This window comes from Lysinibacillus sphaericus (genome assembly GCF_006864135.1).
Classification (GTDB): Bacteria; Bacillota; Bacilli; order Bacillales_A; family Planococcaceae; genus Lysinibacillus.
The window spans coordinates 19,978-38,607 of sequence record NZ_SADV01000034.1; the positions used below are offsets into that span (position 1 = coordinate 19,978).

21 protein-coding genes are annotated in these 18,630 nt (G+C 35.2%); 13 read left to right on the forward strand and 8 right to left on the reverse strand.

The genetic code is table 11. The features are described from left to right. Positions 1-193 precede the first annotated feature (193 nt). The 4 genes from C7Y47_RS22755 to C7Y47_RS22770 all read right to left on the reverse strand — a co-directional run bounded on the left by C7Y47_RS22755 (position 194) and on the right by C7Y47_RS22770 (position 4,563). Positions 194-1,108 (reverse strand): DMT family transporter, encoded by a 915-nt coding sequence (locus tag C7Y47_RS22755; protein WP_436970133.1) that lies wholly within the window; start codon positions 1,106-1,108, stop codon positions 194-196. A 234-nt stretch (positions 1,109-1,342) separates the two neighbouring features. Beyond that, the gene (locus C7Y47_RS22760) at positions 1,343-2,593 is read right to left on the reverse strand and encodes a glutamate-5-semialdehyde dehydrogenase (RefSeq protein WP_142510832.1); all 1,251 of its coding nucleotides are present in this window, start codon (positions 2,591-2,593) and stop codon (positions 1,343-1,345) included. Between the two features lie 12 nt (positions 2,594-2,605). Then, complete coding sequence (proB, locus tag C7Y47_RS22765) at positions 2,606-3,700, reverse strand: glutamate 5-kinase (protein WP_142510833.1); 1,095 nt, start codon at positions 3,698-3,700, stop codon at positions 2,606-2,608. Between the two features lie 479 nt (positions 3,701-4,179). Then, a complete protein-coding gene (locus C7Y47_RS22770; protein WP_142510834.1) occupies positions 4,180-4,563 on the reverse strand; it encodes a sodium:proton antiporter in 384 nt (127 codons plus the stop codon). Between the two features lie 281 nt (positions 4,564-4,844). On the opposite strand from C7Y47_RS22770, the gene C7Y47_RS22775 reads away from it, so the two are divergent. Next, entirely contained in the window at positions 4,845-5,468 is a 624-nt protein-coding gene (locus C7Y47_RS22775; protein ID WP_142510835.1) for a LysE family translocator, read from the forward strand. A gap of 14 nt (positions 5,469-5,482) precedes the next feature. Further along, positions 5,483-6,280 (forward strand): DUF1835 domain-containing protein, encoded by a 798-nt coding sequence (locus tag C7Y47_RS22780; RefSeq protein ID WP_142510836.1) that lies wholly within the window; start codon positions 5,483-5,485, stop codon positions 6,278-6,280. A gap of 163 nt (positions 6,281-6,443) precedes the next feature. On the opposite strand, the gene C7Y47_RS22785 is transcribed toward C7Y47_RS22780, so the two are convergent. After that, the gene (locus C7Y47_RS22785; RefSeq protein WP_142510837.1) at positions 6,444-7,325 is read right to left on the reverse strand and encodes a LysR family transcriptional regulator; all 882 of its coding nucleotides are present in this window, start codon (positions 7,323-7,325) and stop codon (positions 6,444-6,446) included. 440 nt (positions 7,326-7,765) lie between these two features. Here C7Y47_RS22785 and C7Y47_RS22790 point away from each other — a divergent pair, with 440 nt between their 5' ends. The 3 genes from C7Y47_RS22790 (at position 7,766) to C7Y47_RS22800 (ending at position 11,106) form a co-directional block, all read left to right on the forward strand. Then, positions 7,766-8,518 (forward strand): alpha/beta hydrolase, encoded by a 753-nt coding sequence (locus C7Y47_RS22790; RefSeq protein ID WP_142510838.1) that lies wholly within the window; start codon positions 7,766-7,768, stop codon positions 8,516-8,518. A gap of 255 nt (positions 8,519-8,773) precedes the next feature. Further along, positions 8,774-10,120: a branched-chain amino acid transport system II carrier protein gene (brnQ, locus tag C7Y47_RS22795; RefSeq protein ID WP_142510839.1), complete on the forward strand. Its 1,347-nt coding sequence runs from the start codon at positions 8,774-8,776 to the stop codon at positions 10,118-10,120. 563 nt (positions 10,121-10,683) lie between these two features. After that, a complete protein-coding gene (locus tag C7Y47_RS22800) occupies positions 10,684-11,106 on the forward strand; it encodes an SMI1/KNR4 family protein (RefSeq protein ID WP_248718002.1) in 423 nt (140 codons plus the stop codon). 458 nt (positions 11,107-11,564) lie between these two features. Here C7Y47_RS22800 and C7Y47_RS22805 read toward each other — a convergent pair whose 3' ends face one another. Beyond that, positions 11,565-11,939, reverse strand: coding sequence for a VOC family protein (locus C7Y47_RS22805; protein ID WP_142510841.1), 375 nt, complete (start codon positions 11,937-11,939; stop codon positions 11,565-11,567). A 154-nt stretch (positions 11,940-12,093) separates the two neighbouring features. After that, complete coding sequence (locus C7Y47_RS22810) at positions 12,094-12,537, reverse strand: Lrp/AsnC family transcriptional regulator (RefSeq protein WP_142510842.1); 444 nt, start codon at positions 12,535-12,537, stop codon at positions 12,094-12,096. A 153-nt stretch (positions 12,538-12,690) separates the two neighbouring features. On the opposite strand from C7Y47_RS22810, the gene C7Y47_RS22815 reads away from it, so the two are divergent. From C7Y47_RS22815 to C7Y47_RS26200, 8 genes are all read left to right on the forward strand, one after another. Then, the gene (locus tag C7Y47_RS22815; RefSeq protein ID WP_255505306.1) at positions 12,691-13,989 is read left to right on the forward strand and encodes an APC family permease; all 1,299 of its coding nucleotides are present in this window, start codon (positions 12,691-12,693) and stop codon (positions 13,987-13,989) included. A gap of 408 nt (positions 13,990-14,397) precedes the next feature. Beyond that, a complete protein-coding gene (locus C7Y47_RS22820) occupies positions 14,398-14,742 on the forward strand; it encodes a cupin domain-containing protein (protein WP_142510844.1) in 345 nt (114 codons plus the stop codon). A 179-nt stretch (positions 14,743-14,921) separates the two neighbouring features. Further along, positions 14,922-15,206 (forward strand): hypothetical protein, encoded by a 285-nt coding sequence (locus tag C7Y47_RS22825; RefSeq protein WP_142510845.1) that lies wholly within the window; start codon positions 14,922-14,924, stop codon positions 15,204-15,206. Positions 15,207-15,298: 92 nt separating this feature from the next. Then, complete coding sequence (locus C7Y47_RS22830; RefSeq protein WP_185903574.1) at positions 15,299-15,763, forward strand: NUDIX domain-containing protein; 465 nt, start codon at positions 15,299-15,301, stop codon at positions 15,761-15,763. Between the two features lie 164 nt (positions 15,764-15,927). Next, positions 15,928-16,698 (forward strand): class I SAM-dependent methyltransferase, encoded by a 771-nt coding sequence (locus tag C7Y47_RS22835; protein WP_142510847.1) that lies wholly within the window; start codon positions 15,928-15,930, stop codon positions 16,696-16,698. 133 nt (positions 16,699-16,831) lie between these two features. After that, the gene (locus tag C7Y47_RS22840) at positions 16,832-17,302 is read left to right on the forward strand and encodes a GNAT family N-acetyltransferase (RefSeq protein WP_185903575.1); all 471 of its coding nucleotides are present in this window, start codon (positions 16,832-16,834) and stop codon (positions 17,300-17,302) included. 457 nt (positions 17,303-17,759) lie between these two features. Continuing rightward, positions 17,760-18,167, forward strand: coding sequence for a nucleotidyltransferase family protein (locus C7Y47_RS22845; RefSeq protein WP_142510849.1), 408 nt, complete (start codon positions 17,760-17,762; stop codon positions 18,165-18,167). Then, positions 18,128-18,334 (forward strand): nucleotidyltransferase family protein, encoded by a 207-nt coding sequence (locus tag C7Y47_RS26200; protein WP_366151287.1) that lies wholly within the window; start codon positions 18,128-18,130, stop codon positions 18,332-18,334. Before C7Y47_RS22845 ends, C7Y47_RS26200 begins: the two co-directional genes overlap by 40 nt. A gap of 110 nt (positions 18,335-18,444) precedes the next feature. Here C7Y47_RS26200 and C7Y47_RS22855 read toward each other — a convergent pair. Beyond that, the coding region (locus tag C7Y47_RS22855) for a tyrosine-type recombinase/integrase (protein WP_142510788.1) at positions 18,445-18,630 on the reverse strand (186 nt) is incomplete at its 5' end.

Below are 18,630 nucleotides of genomic sequence, written 5' to 3' on the forward strand. Positions count from 1 at the left end.
TTTCGCACAGATTGCTACAAGACGTGGGCTTTCCGTCGCTCTGGTAGGCTATCCACGACTTTGGCGGCTCAATCCGTCACTTTGGCCGTCGCTCAGCACAACTGTTCTATCAAGTACTTAGACTGAGTTCCTTATTTCAGTAGATGTTTAGATATCACCGGAAAAGGAACCACACCTTTCCATCTTTTCACCTTTAGAGGTGGGTGGGGTCCGTAGCTGACGCCTCGCTTCCGCTACGAGGCACACGCTTTTTCTTCGGTACGTAAATTGTGTAAAAAATGCCACCAAAAATTAATGCAATACCAGCTGTTTGCATGAAGCTCGGCATAAAATCAAGCAATAGCATATCAAGCAATATAGCCACAACCGGGTCAACAAATACTAATACTGAAACTAGAATGGTAGAAAGGCTACGAATACTATCAAAAAATAAATAGTAAACAAATCCTGTATGAATAAAGCCCGTTCCTAAAATATATAGCCAGTTTGTTGTCGTTAAGCTCTCAAATAAAGAAAAATTAACAAATGGCAATAGTATGATAATTCCGACTGCAGTTTGAATATATGTTAAGGCATAGGAGCTAAGCTTTGTGATTGTTTTACTTGTGAGCATCGTAAACGCGTAAAACAAAGCAGACAGTAATGCCCAAATAAAACCTGATTTCATAAATTCAGAGAGTGACATAAAATTATTTAAACCAATAATGAGCATACTGCCGATAAAGCAGGTTACTGTTGCTAGCAATGCTTGAATAGTCATCTTTTCTTTTAAAAACAATGCGCCAAATATTAATACGAATATAGGTGCTAAATTATAGATTGAAATGGCAATGGAAATTGACATTTCTTCAAAGGCATTAAATAAAAATACCCAGTTTAAGACAATAAAGACACCGCATAGAAGTGTACGTAATATTTCTTTTTTATCCCATATCTCTGTTTTATGACCACCTGTGATCAGCCACATTCCTCCTAAAAAGAGGGTGGCGCAAATACATCTAACAAATACTAGCTCGGTAGCAGGTACGCCAGTATGAATGGTAAAAAATCCGAGCCAAAAAGGGCCATTGATACAGTTAGTTTGATAATTGCTGAAATGTTCAACCAAAACCTTCTTTCTATAAATTATTATAATTCTTGTCGCTTGTAAAAGGGGAAACTTAACGTTCCGCTCCGTTTTCAAAGTTTTTCGCTTAGGTAGAGTTAGTAACTGCTCGGCTAATAGAAGAATCTGCGCAGGTTTAGTTTCAAACTGCCTCATCCGCCCCCAGTCCTCTACAAATCTTAAGGAAAGAAGGCCGACAGTTGACATACGCTGTCGACTCTTCATTTAGTTCTACAATTATTCCCGGATTTGGCCGTTACCGTGAATGAAATACTTTGTTGATGTTAATGCTGGTAAACCCATTGGACCACGGGCGTGTAACTTTTGCGTACTAATACCGATTTCTGCACCGTAGCCAAATTCAAAACCGTCTGTGAAGCGAGTGGAGGCATTGTGATAAACAGCTGCAGCATCCACGCTATTTAAGAACGTATCTGCTACTAACTGATCCTCAGTCATGATGGCTTCGGAGTGGTTCGTGCCGTATTTATTAATGTGTTCGATTGCTTCATAAACGTTTTCCACAATTTTAACGCTGATCTTTAAATCTAAATATTCAGTTGCATAGTCTTCCGCTGTTGCTAGTTGAGCGAATTCAAGAGCTTGACAAACAGTTTCATCACCAATAATTGTCACACCTGCTTGATGCATAGCACTTAGTAGCTGTGTACCGTGCTCCTGAAACCAATCAGGATGAATAAGTAAGCTTTCCGCTGTATTACAAACCGATGGGCGTTGCGTTTTCGCATTGATACAAATTTTTTCTGTTTTTATGTAATCGGCCGAATGGTCCACATAAATATGACAGTTGCCAGCACCTGTCTCTAGTACTGGTACAGTGGCTTCATTTACTACTAAATCAATAAGTGCTTTTCCGCCACGAGGAATTAATACATCTAAGTATTCTTTTAAATGGAATAATTCTTTGACAGTTTCACGATTCGTATCCTCGATTAATTGTACAGCGTCCACAGGGATAGACGTTTTGCTAAGTGCACGATGTATACTTGCCACAAGTGCTACATTAGAAAATTTGGCAGAAGAGCTACCACGTAAAATGACTGCATTACCTGTTTTCAATGATAATGTTGCCGCATCCACTGTCACATTAGGTCGCGCCTCGTAAATCATCCCGATAACGCCAATTGGCACTTGACGCTTTTCAATCAATAGTCCATTATCTTTTTCTATTCTCTCTAGAAGACTACCTACTGGATCATTTAATTCAATAAGTAACTGAATAGCACTTGACATAGCTTCCACTCGTTCTTTGTTTAGCATGATGCGATCAAGTGTAGAAGCAGGCATTCCTTGTTTCTCACCATGAGCTAAATCCTTTGCATTTTCAGCAATGATAGTGTCTTGGTCAATGATTAATTGCTCAGCAATTTTTGTGAGAGCCTCATTTTTTTCGCAAGTTGTTTTAATATTTAAAATATAGCTGGCGGCTTTTGCTAGCTTTCCTTTTTGTTGAACTTCACTTGTCATGTGAATTCCTCCTTAATTTGTTTGAATTTTTAGCCATTTATCCCGGTGTATGACCTCAATAGGATAATTCGCTAACTCATCTGTACGTTTTCCCATCGCATGTGCTAACTCCAGAGAAGAATATAAGACCTCACCACGACCAAGCAGTCCCTTGTCACTGTGGACCTCGACAACGTCTCCATTTTCGAAGTCGCCTTCGACACGGTATACACCAGCGGGTAACAAGCTTTTCCCATTTGCCAATAAGGCATGCTCAGCACCGCTATCTATAAAAATTTTACCAGATACTTCCGTGAGTGCAATCCACTGTTTATTATTTGTTAAAACAGCAAGCGCATCATGCTCAACATACGTACCATCACCATGTCCTTCCAAGATGTCGACAAGCTTTTTTGCACCGTGCCCAGTTCCAATAAACACTTTGACACCTGCATTTAAAGCTGCTCGAGCTGCCAGTAATTTGGATTCCATACCACCTGTACCGACCTTCGAGCCTGCACCGTCTGCAAAACCAAGCATCTCATCAGATACCTCTGTTAAACGATCGATCCGTTTGGCATGTGGGTTTTTATTTGGATTGGCGTTATACAAACCATTGATGTCTGTTAAGATAATGAGCTGATCGGCATGAACAAGACCACTTACTAGTGCCGATAACATGTCGTTATCTCCAAAGGTTAATTCGCTAACAGATACCGTATCGTTTTCGTTAACGATTGGTAGTATAGAGCGCTCAAATAATTCTTCAAATGTAGCATAGGCATTTTTATAGCGCTCCTTTTTTGAAAAATCAGTACGTGTTAATAAAATTTGAGCAGGTACAATATCATAAATGCTAAATAGAGCATTGTAAATTTGAATAAGTAAACTTTGCCCAACTGCCGCCGCAGCCTGCTTTCCTTTTACTGTGACGGGACGAGAAGGGTACCCTAGCTGTTTAAAGCCTGCTGCAACTGCACCTGATGAAACAAGTAATACTTCATGACCGTCTTTTTTTAATTCAGCTATCGCTTGAACATGGTCCATTAAACGTATTTTATCAATTTCACCTTTTGCATTTGTTAAGGAGCTACTCCCAATTTTGACGACGATTCTTTTTCTTTCCATTACAATACCTCCAATTCGCCATTACATTTGCAATATGATTTAAACTTTAGCAGCTGCTAAGATTCGCTAAAAATAAAAAAACCTTTTCATCCTAATAAATTAGGACGAAAAGGTTTTCTTTCCGTGGTACCACCTACATTGAACGTCATTGACATTCCACTTTGCTCATAACGCTTGAGACTGCGCCTAATTTAGCTAGGACGTATTACGAAGTAGGTTCTTTAGTCTTTCTTGTGCAATGCCTTACAGCCGATGGGCATCGCTCTCTGATCAAGTAGTTTCTACGTACTAGTCTTCGCCGCTTTTATTTTTATAATTGAATTTGAATGATATCTCATTCCTCAAAAAGTAATTGAATAAAGAATGCACTACTTTAACAAGTCTGTCAAGCTGATTAGGAATGTTAATAAAAAGTTTCGAATAAATAAGTAGGTAATACTGAACAATCGAGGTACATTGAGAGGGAAGCACAACTTTGTTTAATTGTACCACCAGATTGCGACTAATAGTGGGAGCATCGCTATAACAATTACGAAAAAGCTCCATAATAATTGCTTTCCTGAAGACATATTTTTAGGTTTTATACTCATTTGTTCATATAGTTCGTTGATGGCACGTTGTTCTTTAGCATAAAGCATAGTTTGAAATTCATCGTAATCTTGAATATAACTTGAGGGAGGGCGAGGGCTAAAACGTAAACTTCGAATATCATCAGTAATCTCTTTTTCACCCATAAAATAAGTAATAACTGGCGCTAACCCTGAATTTTGTGTAGCTTGTACCTCGATATCATGTGTTTTCATTTTATAATAGACATTTCCTTGCTCGTCTTCATATTGCTTTACAATATCACTTACTGCCATCGATAACACCTCTTTCTCCAAAACAATACGACCTTTACGTTATGATAATATTCATTATAATGTATGAAAAGAGAAAAGTGTTGCTTAAGCTAGCATAATTGGTTAGATGTTTTTTGTGAAAATTTAGAAAAAAGGGAATCGTCGTGTAGTATAATGGAAATAAAACCACATTATAATGGTTCTTTTCTAAAAGTAATTGTTCATTATCGAAAGTTGGGTGTGACATTTTGTTAAAACATATGTTAAGTGGATGAGCCTATTTATGGAAAGAAGGGGTAGTATTGACGTTTTCAACGTTATTGGCGTTTTTAGGAGCAGCAATTATTTTAACATTTATGCCTGGACCAGATAATTTATTTGTTCTTGCGCAAAGTATTACACAGGATAAAAAGGCTGGTATAGCGACTTCACTTGGTCTTTGTACAGGTTTGCTCGTTCATATAGGAGCGGCTGTTCTAGGAATCTCAGCGATTATTTATCAATCAACAGTTATTTTTTCTATTGTTAAGTTTGCAGGAGCAGCGTATTTATTGTATTTAGCTTGGCAATCGTTTCGCGCGAAAGGTGATCCATTCACGCTGGGACAGCAAAATGAACAAGCCTATATGACATTATATCGAAAAGGCATTTTAATGAATATTTTAAATCCAAAAGTTTCTTTATTTTTCTTAGCACTATTGCCACAGTTTGTAAATCCTTCTAATGGCCATGTAAGTTTACAGATGTTAATTTTGGGTTTTGTATTTTTAGTACAAGCGCTTTTGCTATTTTCATTATTTAGCATTTTTGCCGGTAAAGTAAGGGAGGTGATTATTGGTAAACCTGCAATTGCTAAACGATTAAATATGATTCAAGGCGTACTTTTCACTTTTATTGGGATACAAATAGCGCTGAGTAAACAGTAAAATGGGGGATATTTATGGCAATTTTACATATAACGTTTAGCTTATCTACACAAGGTTCGATAAAGCATGCAATACGACAGCATCATTTACAACGAGATGAATCAGTGCTTAGTGTCAATGAGATTTTCTCGATTGGTCCACTAAGCAGCGCAGAAGAACGAAAACACTGGTTAGAAGCCTATATCTTTAGGGACAATGAAGAACGTAAGTTGTACGAGGATCTTCAACAGGCATGGAAGAAAAAAATTGCAGGTTTACCGTGCGATGTCGATGTCTGGGTTTGGTACAGCCAAAGTACTCATGAAGAGATTGGGTTACGTCTTATTATGAGCGAATTGATCAATAAATGTAGTATGGTATATGGGATTGATGTTACAGAGGGCCTAAAGCGTGTACAGCCAAACTTGAGGATTCGTCAATCAGGTGAACTTTCAGCAGATTTGCTCATGAAACTCCGTTCTGAGGCAAAGCGCTTTTCTATTGATGAGTGTCAGCAACTTGCAAAGGAATGGGAAGAGCTGAAACAAAACCATAGTACACTGCGAATTTGGCAAGATGGAATTGTACATGTAGCGGAAGACGCATTGGATCCAATTATTATGGAATGTGCGGAAAGAGCTCATGCCGAACTAAATGAAGAATGGCTTATACCGATGCGTATCATCGGTGAAACACTTGGTGCAATTGATGACTATTTAAGTGAAGAGTTTGTGGAGAAACGCCTAATGACCCTTGCAAAACAGGGGCTTTTTGAGCTTAATGGAGATACAACAGATATGTATTCGTATCAATTAAAATATGTAGTGAAATAAAGTAGCATCTTTGCAGTAACCACCTTTCATTTGGAGAAGGTGGTTTATTGTTGTTCAAGAAAATTGAAAATTATCTTTATGGAACGCTCTTCGTAAATAAAAAAAGCGAGTAACCATTGTTACTCACTTGGGCACAATTTTTATGAATGATAGTGGCTTGCCATTACTTTTCTTCGTAAAAATCGAATACAAATTGTTGAAATTGCCTTGCTGAAGGTGGAAGATATCGATTTTCAATCCAAGCCATACCTATTATCCGTTCACAAACCATATCCTCTACACGAATTTTAGCTAATTTATTCGGATTCAAGTCTTCATCCACAGGTAGCAACGAGACGCCAAGCCCAGCACCTACAAAACCAGCAACTGTTGATACCTCATCACCTTCAAAAGTAATCTTCGGTTTGATACCTGCAGCATTTAATAATTTATCAGCTGTACGGCGCATTGCGTAACCCTTTTTCATCAGAACAAAATTCTCATGTTCAAGTTCCTTCATTTTAATGCTTGTCCGGTTAGCGAAGGGATGGTCGATCGGCACCATAATAAAAAGCTCATCACGCCACAGCTCCTTCCAGCAAACAGGCGGCTCCGTGTCAATCGATGCAAGTAAACAAAGGTCTAACTCTCCCGCGAGTAATTGCTTAAGCTGGGAATGTGAGTAATTTTGTGTAAAGTGAAAGCGTATATGCGGATGGTTCTGACGGAAAGCGCGAATCAAATCAGGTACGATGCTAGTCCCTAGTGTATGTAAAAAACCGAGTGATACATCTCCTAGTTCTGGATTATTGAGCTCCTGTAATTCTAGAACGGCTTTTTCATATTCCTTACGCATGCGTTGGACACGATACAAAAAAAGCTCGCCATATCGGTTGAGCATAATCGAACGTCCTTGACGGTCGAACAAGGGTACTCCTAATTCCTCTTCAAGCTTTGAAATCGAACGACTTAATGCTGGTTGAGAGATCGCTAATGTTTCAGCTGCACGAGTCATATGCTCAAGCTTTGCTACTGTGACAAAGTATTCTAATTGTTGCCATTCCATTATTTCACCTCTATTCTCGTTATTTTTGAGTTAACAGCATTATAACGGTAAAAGAGTAGGAAGTATAGGCACATAAAGTGAAACTTTAATGAGTGGGATTTTTCCCACTCATTATTAATCTTCACTAATCGGGCTTTTATGGGCAGTTCATCCCTCACCTAATTTCTTTGAATTCACAGAATTTTGACTTCGTTTTTGATACAGATAAATTATTGCCCGTTAATGCTGGAAAAAAAGATTTTAAAAACTTTGCACTTAAAAATGAAATGTGAAAAAAAAAGTAACAAAAAGCGTTATATAACAGTCATTAACCTCACATCGTTAATGCATGAAACACATTAATATGATAAAAACTATAAATTGTACATTATGAATAAAGGGTGTTAAGATAGACACATAAATTACACAATTACAAATTTCCGTGAAGGGGATACTATAAAATGAATTTAACTAAGCCACAACCTCTAACTATTGAGGGAGGCAAAAAAGCCGTACTATTATTGCATGGATTCACTGGTAGCACAAAAGATGTGAAAAAGCTAGGAGAATTTTTATCAAAACGTGGTTATACGGTTCATGCACCGATTTATAGTGGGCATGGTGTAGAACCAGAAGCGTTACTTGAAACAAGACCAGAAGACTGGTGGAACGATGTTGTGGAAGGTTATAACTTCTTAAAAAGTAAAGGCTATGAGGAAATTGCTGTAGCAGGGATTTCACTTGGCGGTGTATTTTCTTTAAAAGTAGCGGAGACGTTTCCAGTTAAAGCAGTTGTTGCAATGTGTGCACCTATAACACGCGACAATTCTAAAGGTTTATTTACTCGACTTTATCATTACGCTCGTTTATATAAACATTTTGAAAATAAATCAAAAGATCAAATTATTTCTGAATTACATGAACTACGTATTACACCAAAGGATTCATTAGACGGTGTTACACGTTTAACTACAGAAACACGCGATGAATTATCTACAATTAAAGCACCTACATTAATACTGCAAGGTTCATTAGATGATGATCTTTATCAAGAAAGTGCACCATTCATTTTAGACACTGTAGAAACTGATGATAAAGAGATTATTTGGTATGAAAATTCTGGTCATATTATTACATTAGATAAAGAACGTGAAAAAGTGTATGAGGACGTATACAAGTTTTTAGATCACATAGATTGGTCTGTAGCAAACTAAGGAGCTGTCAGCAGACAGCTCTTTTAGTTTTCTCTATTTACCCCCCGAAAGAAGTTCTCACTTCCAAACGCGAAGGTGTGTGACAGCACCAGTGAAAGTGGGAGATGAATTTCGGTTAGGTGTAGTCTAGTTTAAAAAGAAAAAACAACTATTGTTTTTTAAATAAATGCTATGTTAATATAGTGGAATTGTAATGAAAAATCTCTTCATATAAATTGTTTGCAATGGTTAAATACATCTAAGGAGTACATCAAAATGCAACAGAAAATACCTTTTTCAACATATGCAGTCATTGGTACAATGCTGTTCGGACTGTATTTTGGAGCAGGGAATCTTATTTTTCCAATTCAGCTTGGACAATTAGCAGGGACCAACTTTTGGTTTGGCTTAATTGGATTTTTAGTAACAGCTATCGGTTTACCGTTTCTAGGTATTTTAGCTATCGGTTTATCAGGTAGTGACGGTTTGCGTGACTTAGCGAGCCGTGTCCACCCGTTATTCGGTGTCATCTTTTCGTTAGCTCTCTATTTAACGATCGGTCCTTTTTTTGCGATTCCACGTACAGCGACAGTTCCGTTTGTTGTTGGCTTTGAACCGTATATACAAGCGGAGCACACAACACTTTTACTTGCTTTATTTAGTTTCGTATTTTTTGCCATCGTTTTTTATTTCTCATTGAATCCAGCGAAAATTATGGATTATATCGGAAAATATTTAACACCAGCATTTTTGATTGTGTTATTTATTTTAATTATTATTAGTATTGTAAAACCGATGGGCCATTTCCAGCAGCCAATCGGAGATTATATTGATTCGGCATTTATGACAGGCTTTAAAGAAGGCTATAACACAATGGATGCTTTAGCCTCATTAGCTTTTGGTATTGTTGTAATTAACGCGATTAAAAGCGCAGGAATATCAGATAGAAAGGAAATTGCTAAAGCAACGTGGAAATCTGGTATTTTCGCCATGGCATTAATGACGTTAATATACGGTTTAATAACGTATATGGGGGCATCGAGTATTGATGCTGTTGGTACATTTGATAACGGTGGCTTAATATTTGCCGCAGTGGCAGATCACTATTTTGGATCATACGGGGCTATTTTATTAGCAGTTATAATTGTCCTTGCTTGTTTAAAGACAAGTATTGGCTTAATCACATCTTGTAGTGAGTTTTTCCACGAAGTGTTCCCGAAATTAAGCTATAAATGGTTTGTTTTTTTATTGTGCGTTGTGTCATTTACAATCGCCAACTTCGGATTAACGAATATTATTAAGTTTGCCATTCCAGTGCTGATGTTCTTATACCCGCTAGCAATTGTCTTAATTGTCCTTGCATTATGCTCATCACTATTTAAAAATAAACAAACGGTATATGCGATTGCTATGATTTTTACAATTTTTATTAGTGTAATTGATGGTTATAAAGCGTTAGTGGGTAGTATTCCTGCAGCGAAATTGGGTATTTTTGATGCGATTGAAAAAGCTTATTCCAACTTATTACCTTTTTACGACATGGGCTTAGGATGGATATTACCAGCGTTAATTGGTGCTTTTATAGGATGCTTATTCCCAGCAAGAAGAGCGGAAAAAATTTAAATAAAAATGATCAAAAGCACGCACAATGGATTTTTTTATTAAAAGTCAAGTTATTAGCTGAAACTATTTTAAATAGTGAATTCTTATTTAATGTCACACATTATATGTATAGAAATTAAAAGGATAGAAGAGCTTAAATAAATTCGCTCTATCTATCCTTTTTTTATCACAGATAACCCTATTTACTACAACAATTAAATCAATCTAATGTTGCAGTAATTTAAACGGAGCTCATATCAATTTTTAATTGTATATTAAAGCCTATTTCTTAAACTTCTAAGTAATAAAAGATATAGGTTGTTTTCTAAAAGATTGTTGCTATTCAACTAACGGTGCAGGTTAGTTGAAAGAGGAAAAAATTACATGTAAAAACTAAGGCAATACAATGTTAAGATTTGATAGGTAAAGTATTCTATGGAATGAAATTGGAACGGTGGCGTTTCTCCAACAAGTGAGGACGCTTTTTTACTAACGGTTCAGGTTAGTTGAAGAAGGAAATACAAATAAATTATAGAACATCAAGAATGTATTAATATTAAGGAATCGTGAAAGGTTGAATAAAATTGTATAAATTAAAAATAAATAAACTTATTAATCAATATGACCAGAGGAAGAACTTTTTTGGAAGCATAAATTATGATGAAATAGAGAAAACGGAAAAATTATTAGGGGTTACATTTCCAGAAAGTTATAAATGGTTTTTAGCTGAATATGGTGGTGGAGGAAATGGTTTTGAATTTAGTGACTGTGAAATGATGCTCTCTTATAAACAACGTTTTTCTTCAATGCCGATTGGGTTTGTTATGATCTATTGGTGTGATGAATATGGTTATTGTTTGGATACAAGTAAGCTAAAAGATGGAGAATGTCCGATTATGAACTGGAGTCCATTTGAATCTGCCATCTATCTTTCTAAGCCTAATTTTTATGAGTTTTTCTTAGATGAGATAGAAAATGCAATAGATAATGAATTTTGGGACGAATAAGAATGGACTATTGATGTATCTTTCTTATTGCGTTAACGGGGTGCTTTAGTGAAATAAGGAGTACAAAAATAATCAAACTTTATTAAAAATCTAATACTAAATAAAAAAGGTTAAACTCCATTTTGATTTATATTTTTTAGAATGGAGTTTGTTTAAATTAGCTATTTAAAAAATCTGATTTCTAATCAAGCATTACTCAATAATAGAAAGGCTTAGGAGTTGTTCCTAAGCTTTTTTTGAGGTTTTAAATGAAAGAAATTTTATGAATATAGCATTGGTTTTATGTAGTCAAAAAGATTCTTTTGTTAGCGTTTGGTATTCCGAGGGAATGAAGCAAAAGAATCTTCTTTGTATTACAAGAGGAGGTTCTGATATGCTCCCTATTAGGTAGACAGATTAAAAAATAAAATCTGTTTATCTAAGGGGAGCAAATCAAAAGGGCTGTCTTGGTCTCTTTCCTAATCTTTATACAAAGATAATCTCAGATAATAGCCATCAGGGTCAATAATACGAAAATCTTTCATTCCCCAAGATTGCATTTTAAGACTTGATTCAACTGGATAATTTTTATCTAGAACACGTTGATATGTTTGTTCGATATTATCTAGTAGTATCACTACTTCAACACCTTTTCCTTTTGGTCTTAAACCGTCTTTTTTAAAATAGTGATTTTCCTTAAGAACATTATCAGATGTTAATAATAAAGAAAAATTCTCCATTTTAATAATAGCACTAACTTCGGTCTTATTATGAAATGTAAGACCTATAACTTCCTCAAAAAAACTAATAGACCTTTGTAAATCTTCAACGAATAATTCTAATCGAAATTCCATCACTTTTCCCCTTTCGTATTATTATGTATAGTTTATGGGATTAAAAACCAAGTACATAAAACTACTTGCTAAAACACAAATGGAAGCATATAAACAAATGACCAGGACTCGTTTATACTTGATTAGAAAAAATCAATCGTACAGAAAATGAAATTTAGCTTTCTTCGACAGGGAGCAGAGGGCGATAAAGTATAGGTGAAGAAAGTACTACAGATGTATTTAATTGTCCGAAAGGAATAAGTCGATCTACAAAAGCTTCTAAATCTTTCATCGAGGCAACTGCCGCCTTTATAAAATAACTATTTGTTCCCGTTACCCTATGACATTCTAGAATATCGGTCTCTTCTTTAATCATTTCTTCAAATCGGTGGCACTCTATTTTCAGATTTCCTATTTGAATGATCACAAGTGTACTTTTTCCAATGTTCTCAGGGGAAACGCGTGCTGTAAAACCTTGAATGACCCCATTTTCTTGTAATCGACGTAACCGTTCATTTACACTTGGGCGACTAAGATTCAACTTTTTCGATAATTGAATAATTGTTATTCTGCCATCCTCCTGAAGCAATTCTATTAATTTGCGGTCAATATCATCCATTTCTATCTCTCCTTTACGCAATTGCATGTAATTCTATTGTTATTTATGCAAATTGTAAAGTGTGGAGAGCTTAAATTATTCATTAGTTTATATAATAAGAAGAATTAACCTTCTATAATGTAATTGTACTTGGATATTAAGGAGATGATTACATTGTCGCAATCATTGAAGCAAACTATTTCGGTTTCACAAGGTATTGCACTATATGTCGGAGCTGTTTTAGGATCAGGAATTTTAATATTGCCCGGCATGACAGCAGGTATAGCGGGTTCAAATGCATTAGTTTCATGGATGATCATGGTGCTTCTTAGCATTCCATTAGCTTGTACATTTGCCTTTCTTTCTATCGATTTTCCTAGTTCGGGAGGCATTTTAACTTTTGCGAATAAAGCTTTTGGGCATTATGCAGGTGCTCTCTCTGGATGGTTTTTTTTCATTGCAGGAAGTGTTGGACAAATCATTGTTTCATTAACAGGAGGGACTTATATAGCATTTGCATTCAACTTGCCACATTTTTCTGCATATATCATCGCAGGCGTATTACTTATTATAGCGGTAATCGGAAACTATGTGGGACTACAAACAAGTGGAAAAGTTCAATTGAGTTTGGCTGGGCTTACTTTTTTTATTTTATTGAGTACATCAGTGCTAGCTTTTCCATTTATCGATTCCGAGAGCATAACACCGCATATCACAAACGACAGCATCATTCCCATTGGTCAATCAGCAATGCTCATTTTTTGGTCATTTTTTGGATGGGAGGCTATATCTAACCTGGCACCTGAATTTAAAAATCCAAGAAAACAAAACATCATGCGATCGACATGGGGAGCTATTGTTATAATCGGTGTATTGTACATAGGCATTGCTTTAGCTGTGATTGGTACAGATTCCTATTCAACAGAGGAGCAAACCGTAAATCAGGCTATGAATAATGCAGCAATAGCCCAAGTTGTGGAAAAAGTGGCAGGGGTAAATGGTGCTTGGGTAACAGCAATTCTTGCGTTTGTTATATGTTTAGGAACAAACAATGCTTTTGTTGCGAGTATGAGTCGGTTAGGTTATTCCTTATCTCATGAACGCCTGGCACCCTCATGGTTGGATAACATCAATAAAAAATATTCAACCCCTAGTCGTGCAGTTTTATTAGTGGGATCGATTGCAGTAATAGGTTTATTGTTAAGTTTTATTTTTCACATTGAATTAGACCAGCTAGTGTTTATTCCTAACTCTTTAGCGATCGCCACCTATGTTGTTGGTACAGCAGCAGGAGTTAAGTTGATTACAAATGTTTTGGGTAAGGTGTTAGCTGCGATATCTTGTATACTATGCCTAGCGTCTTATCCTTTCATCGGCTCTTTTATCGCGATTCCAATTATTGTGGCTCTTTCATGTATCGGGTACATCACTTGGAGAGCAAAAAGAGAGAAATATCATACTAAAGAAACGTAGTCAGTTCTTTCTTCAGTCTCTCTAATATAGGGATAGTTCTATTGTTCCTTATTCTAAAGCTACATCGATAGATTGGAATAAAAATTGATAACTACTTTATCATCTTTTGACGATTTTAAATTAATCGTTACACAATCATAAAAGATTGAAAGGCTTAGGCGTTATTCCTAAGCCTTTTTGGAGGTTTTCAATGAAAGAAAAGTTATGAATATAGCATTGGTTTTATGTATTCAAAAAGGTTCCTTTGTTGGCGTTCAGTACTCCAAATATAGGAAACAAAGAATCTTTTTAAGTTGTTTAATTCTTATTGAACTAACGGTGCAGATTAGTTGAAGAAGAAAAAGGAATTTTAGTTCTATTGTCGAATTTAGTCATTAAAGAGAATTAGATTAGGTAAGGAGAATGAGAATGCAGAAAAATGGTCAATTAAAGGTATACAACCTAAATGAATTAATAAAAGACCAAAGTGACTACACAAATTTTATTGTAAGTGAAGTAAATGATCACGCTCTTAGAATAGCTGTGATAAATGGAGAATTTCACTGGCATAAACACGAGAATTGCGATGAGTTATTTTATGTATTAGAAGGTGAACTTTTCATAGACTTAGAAAACACTGAAACAGTTTCATTGAAACCTGGAGAAATATTTACTGTACCTGCTAATACAATGCATCGGACTCGTTCAAACGAAAGGACAGTTAATATGTGTTTTGAAAAGACAAGTAATGATATTAAAGGGAGCAACAGTTAAGTATATTCAATCAATGGTGTTTTTCAAGTAACGGGTTCAAGAGTTTAAGATCAAGCTGCCGAAGTCAAAGGCAGCTTTTCTTATTGAGCTAACGGGGCAGTATAGTTGAATAAGAGTTGCCAGAAACTTAAATAATAAATTAAACTTACTAGTAATCAATTTGTAGGAGAGAAACGCCAATGAGTCAAAATGATAAAAGAAAAATATTTAAATACAATGAAGATGATATTCTAGAGATATTATCAGAATATCTTGGTGATGAAACTGGATTCGATAGTTATCAGTCTACAGCTATACTTTTAGGCACGCCAGGTAAAGACTTAAGATTAATAGCTGTCATTGGCAACGGAGATGACGATGATATTACCAAGTTAAATTTAGAGGATATTGATAATGAAATGGACTATAATGGGACACATTTTGATTTAGATGATAATTTTATTAAAGGTAACGATATTAAATAAAACGATACCTTGTTCGACTAACGGTGCAGGATAGTTCAACAAGCTATAATGATTTTATAAGGAAATAAGATTAATAAAGAGGTGAATTAATAATGAATATTAGAAATTCGGCAAAAGCAATTTTAATAAGTGATGAACAAATTTTACTAACAAAAAATAAAGATAACGAGGGGGATTTTTATCTTTTCCCTGGCGGTGGACAAGAACACGGAGAAACGATTCATAATGCTTTAATACGAGAGTGCATAGAAGAAGTTGGACATCAAGTAAAAGTTGGAGAGCTCCTTCATATTCGGGAATATATAGGGAAAAATCATGAACATTCTTCATTCGATTTTAACGTTCATCAAATTGAGTATTATTTTGTTTGTACTTTGTCTGATGAAAAAGATAATTATCATAAACCAACTAATCCCGATACTAATCAAGTGGGAATTGAATGGATAGCTATTAAAGATTTACTGGAATATAGGATATATCCTAAAGAGTTACGCAAATACATAATAAAGTATTCTAATAATGAGAAAGCCCCAGTTTACTTAGGGGATATTAATTAGTTGTTGTTCAATTAACAGGTGCTTTACTTGAAGATCATTGAGTTGCATAATGCAGCTCTTTTTTTCTTTATTGAACTAACGATGCAGGTTAGTTGTAGGTATTATCTGGTATTTATGTTAATATTGTGAGTAGTTTGAAAATACCGATTTAAAGGAGACGAAAAATGATTTTAGATAACACTGAAGAATATGACAACCCTACTTTATATGATAAAGAAAATGAACCATATTTGCCAGAGATGCCATTTCTATTAAAATGGGCATCAAAAAAGGAAGGCACAATCATTGATGTGGCTTGTGGTACTGGTAGAACAACAATTCCACTAGCAAAAAAAGGACACAAGCTAATTGGAGTAGATATTCATAAAGGGATGTTAGACGAAGCCAAAAAAAAGGCATCCAATCTGGATTTACAGATAGATTGGGTAGAACAAGATTGTACTAAAATGAATTTAAACATAAAGAGTAATTTAATATATTCAGTTGGAAATTCGTTTCAACATTTTCTTACAAACGAATCTCAAGATGCATTACTCTCATCTGTTAACAAACATTTAGAAATTGACGGAATTTTTATTTTTGGAACAAGGTTTCCGAGTGTTGAGGAATTACTACAACCACCAACAGAAGAATACTGGAGAACTTATATTGATAGTGAAACTCTTAATACAGTTGACGTATATACAATTAGTAATTACGACTCTTTAAATCAAATTCAACATTATACAACGATTAGAAAATACAAAAATATGGATGGTGAAATAATAGACGAAAACAAGACTAACATTAGTTTGAGATATGTATTTCCAAAAGAAATGGAGAGAATTTTGTCTGCCAATGGTTTTGAAATTGTACATCGCTATAAGGATTGGAAACAAGCTCCGTTAACTAACGATAGTTATGAAATGATTTATGTTTGTAAAAAAATACGATAATATTTTGCAAAATTCTTACTTCAACTAAAGGGAGCATTAGAATAAGAACAGAGCCGTTTATTAGACTATTTTTTCATATGCTCCATCGGGGCAGAATTGTAGAAAACTAAAACCACGAAAGGAGACATAAATAGTGGAAATAAGATTAGCCAAAATCGATGACTTCGCGCAAGTGGTGTATATATTGAATGAGGTTACTTTAAATTTACAACAAAAAGGAATACAACAATGGGAATTCCCTTGGGATGACAATAAAATTATAAACCAATTAAAGAATGACTATTTGTACGTTTTATTAGTAGAAGAAGAAATGATAGGAACGTTTTGTATATATGATATAGATAATATAAATGAATTTTCCCTTGATGAAAAAGGTAAGTATCTATCTCAAATTGCCATTTTACCCAAGTTTCAAGGGAAAAACATTGGCTCCGCTATAACAGAATTTGCTTGTTTTTTTGTAAAAGAATTAGATAAAACCCTATATTTAGACTGTTGGGCTGGAAATGAAAAATTAAAACAGTTTTATTCAAGGAATGGTTTAAAATATATAGGTGACTTTCCTGAAGAAAACTATTTTGTTAGTATCTTTAAATACAGCTAAATATATTCGCTTACCTACTGATGGAGATTTATTGCTTTGTCGGGGATTCAGGGTGGGTTAGTGAAAAAAGATAGATGTATAATATAGTTAATCGTTCTTTTTAGCAGACTCCCCGTCTGTTCGGGTGGCACAGGATTCGTGCTCAATTGAGCATCTCTCAACAATAAAAGATAAAGGGGTGGTTGTTATGAAAGAAATGTTTACGAGCCTTAAAGGATTTCAAATTGTACTACAAGCATTGACTTTATGTGTAAGTTTTCTAGTCTTTAGTAACGGCATCGTTGAGGGGCCTGCTAAAGAGATACGATTGAACTAGTAAAAGGAAGGGGTATTGATCCAAGAAGGATTGATGCCCTTTTTGTTTAACTAATTCAACTTACGGAGCAGTTTAGTGAAAGAAGGTAAAAAGATTTTATTTGTAGAATATATGAAGTAATGGATACTTGGGAGAATAAATATGAATATAAATGAAGAACTTTTAGTAAGGACCATTTCGAAGAGTGAACCAATAACTAAAGTGTTACAAACCTTAAAAGAATTAAACTTGCCATTTGAATACTATATTGGTGCGGGACGTATAACAAATACAATTTGGAATGATATCTCTGGTTATCCGATTGAATATGGCATTTCTGATATTGATATAGTTTATTATGACGAGTACAATATGGAATCCGATAGTGAAAAGAAACTAAAAGATAAATTGGAAAGTAAGCTTTGGAATTTCCAATTTGATTTTGACGTTAAAAATCAAGCAAGGGTACACCTTTGGTATGAAAGCAAATTTGGCTTTCCATCAAACCCTACCCCTCTCTTGAAGCAGCAATCGATAGCTGGCCAACCACTGCAACTGCCTTGGGAATAAGAAAAGAACAAAATGGTTTATATAAGATTTATGCACCTTACCAATTAGATGATTTATTTTCAATGGTAGTAAGACCAAATAAATTGCTAGTGACTAAAGAGATTTTCGAAAATAAAGCTAACAAATGGAGAGAAAAGTGGCCGAAACTTCAGATAGTCCATTGGTAAACGAGACAATTTTAGTATAATGAATTCAAGTTTGTGAAGGATTGTACTTAAAGTAACGGGTGCTTTAGTCAAGTGGAGCAAAGTCTTTTAAGACTTTGCTCCTTTTACATTTAAAAGTACTTCTGATAATACTCTTTTCTTAGCCTCCCGCTTAATTGAGCGTAGATCCTAGTTGTTTCGCTTTTCTCATGCCCCATAAGACTTTGTATGACTTCTATGGGAGCTCCATTGTTCAACAAATGAGTTGCATAGCTGTGTCTAAGTTGGTGTGGATGAATTTCTTTATTGATTTCAGC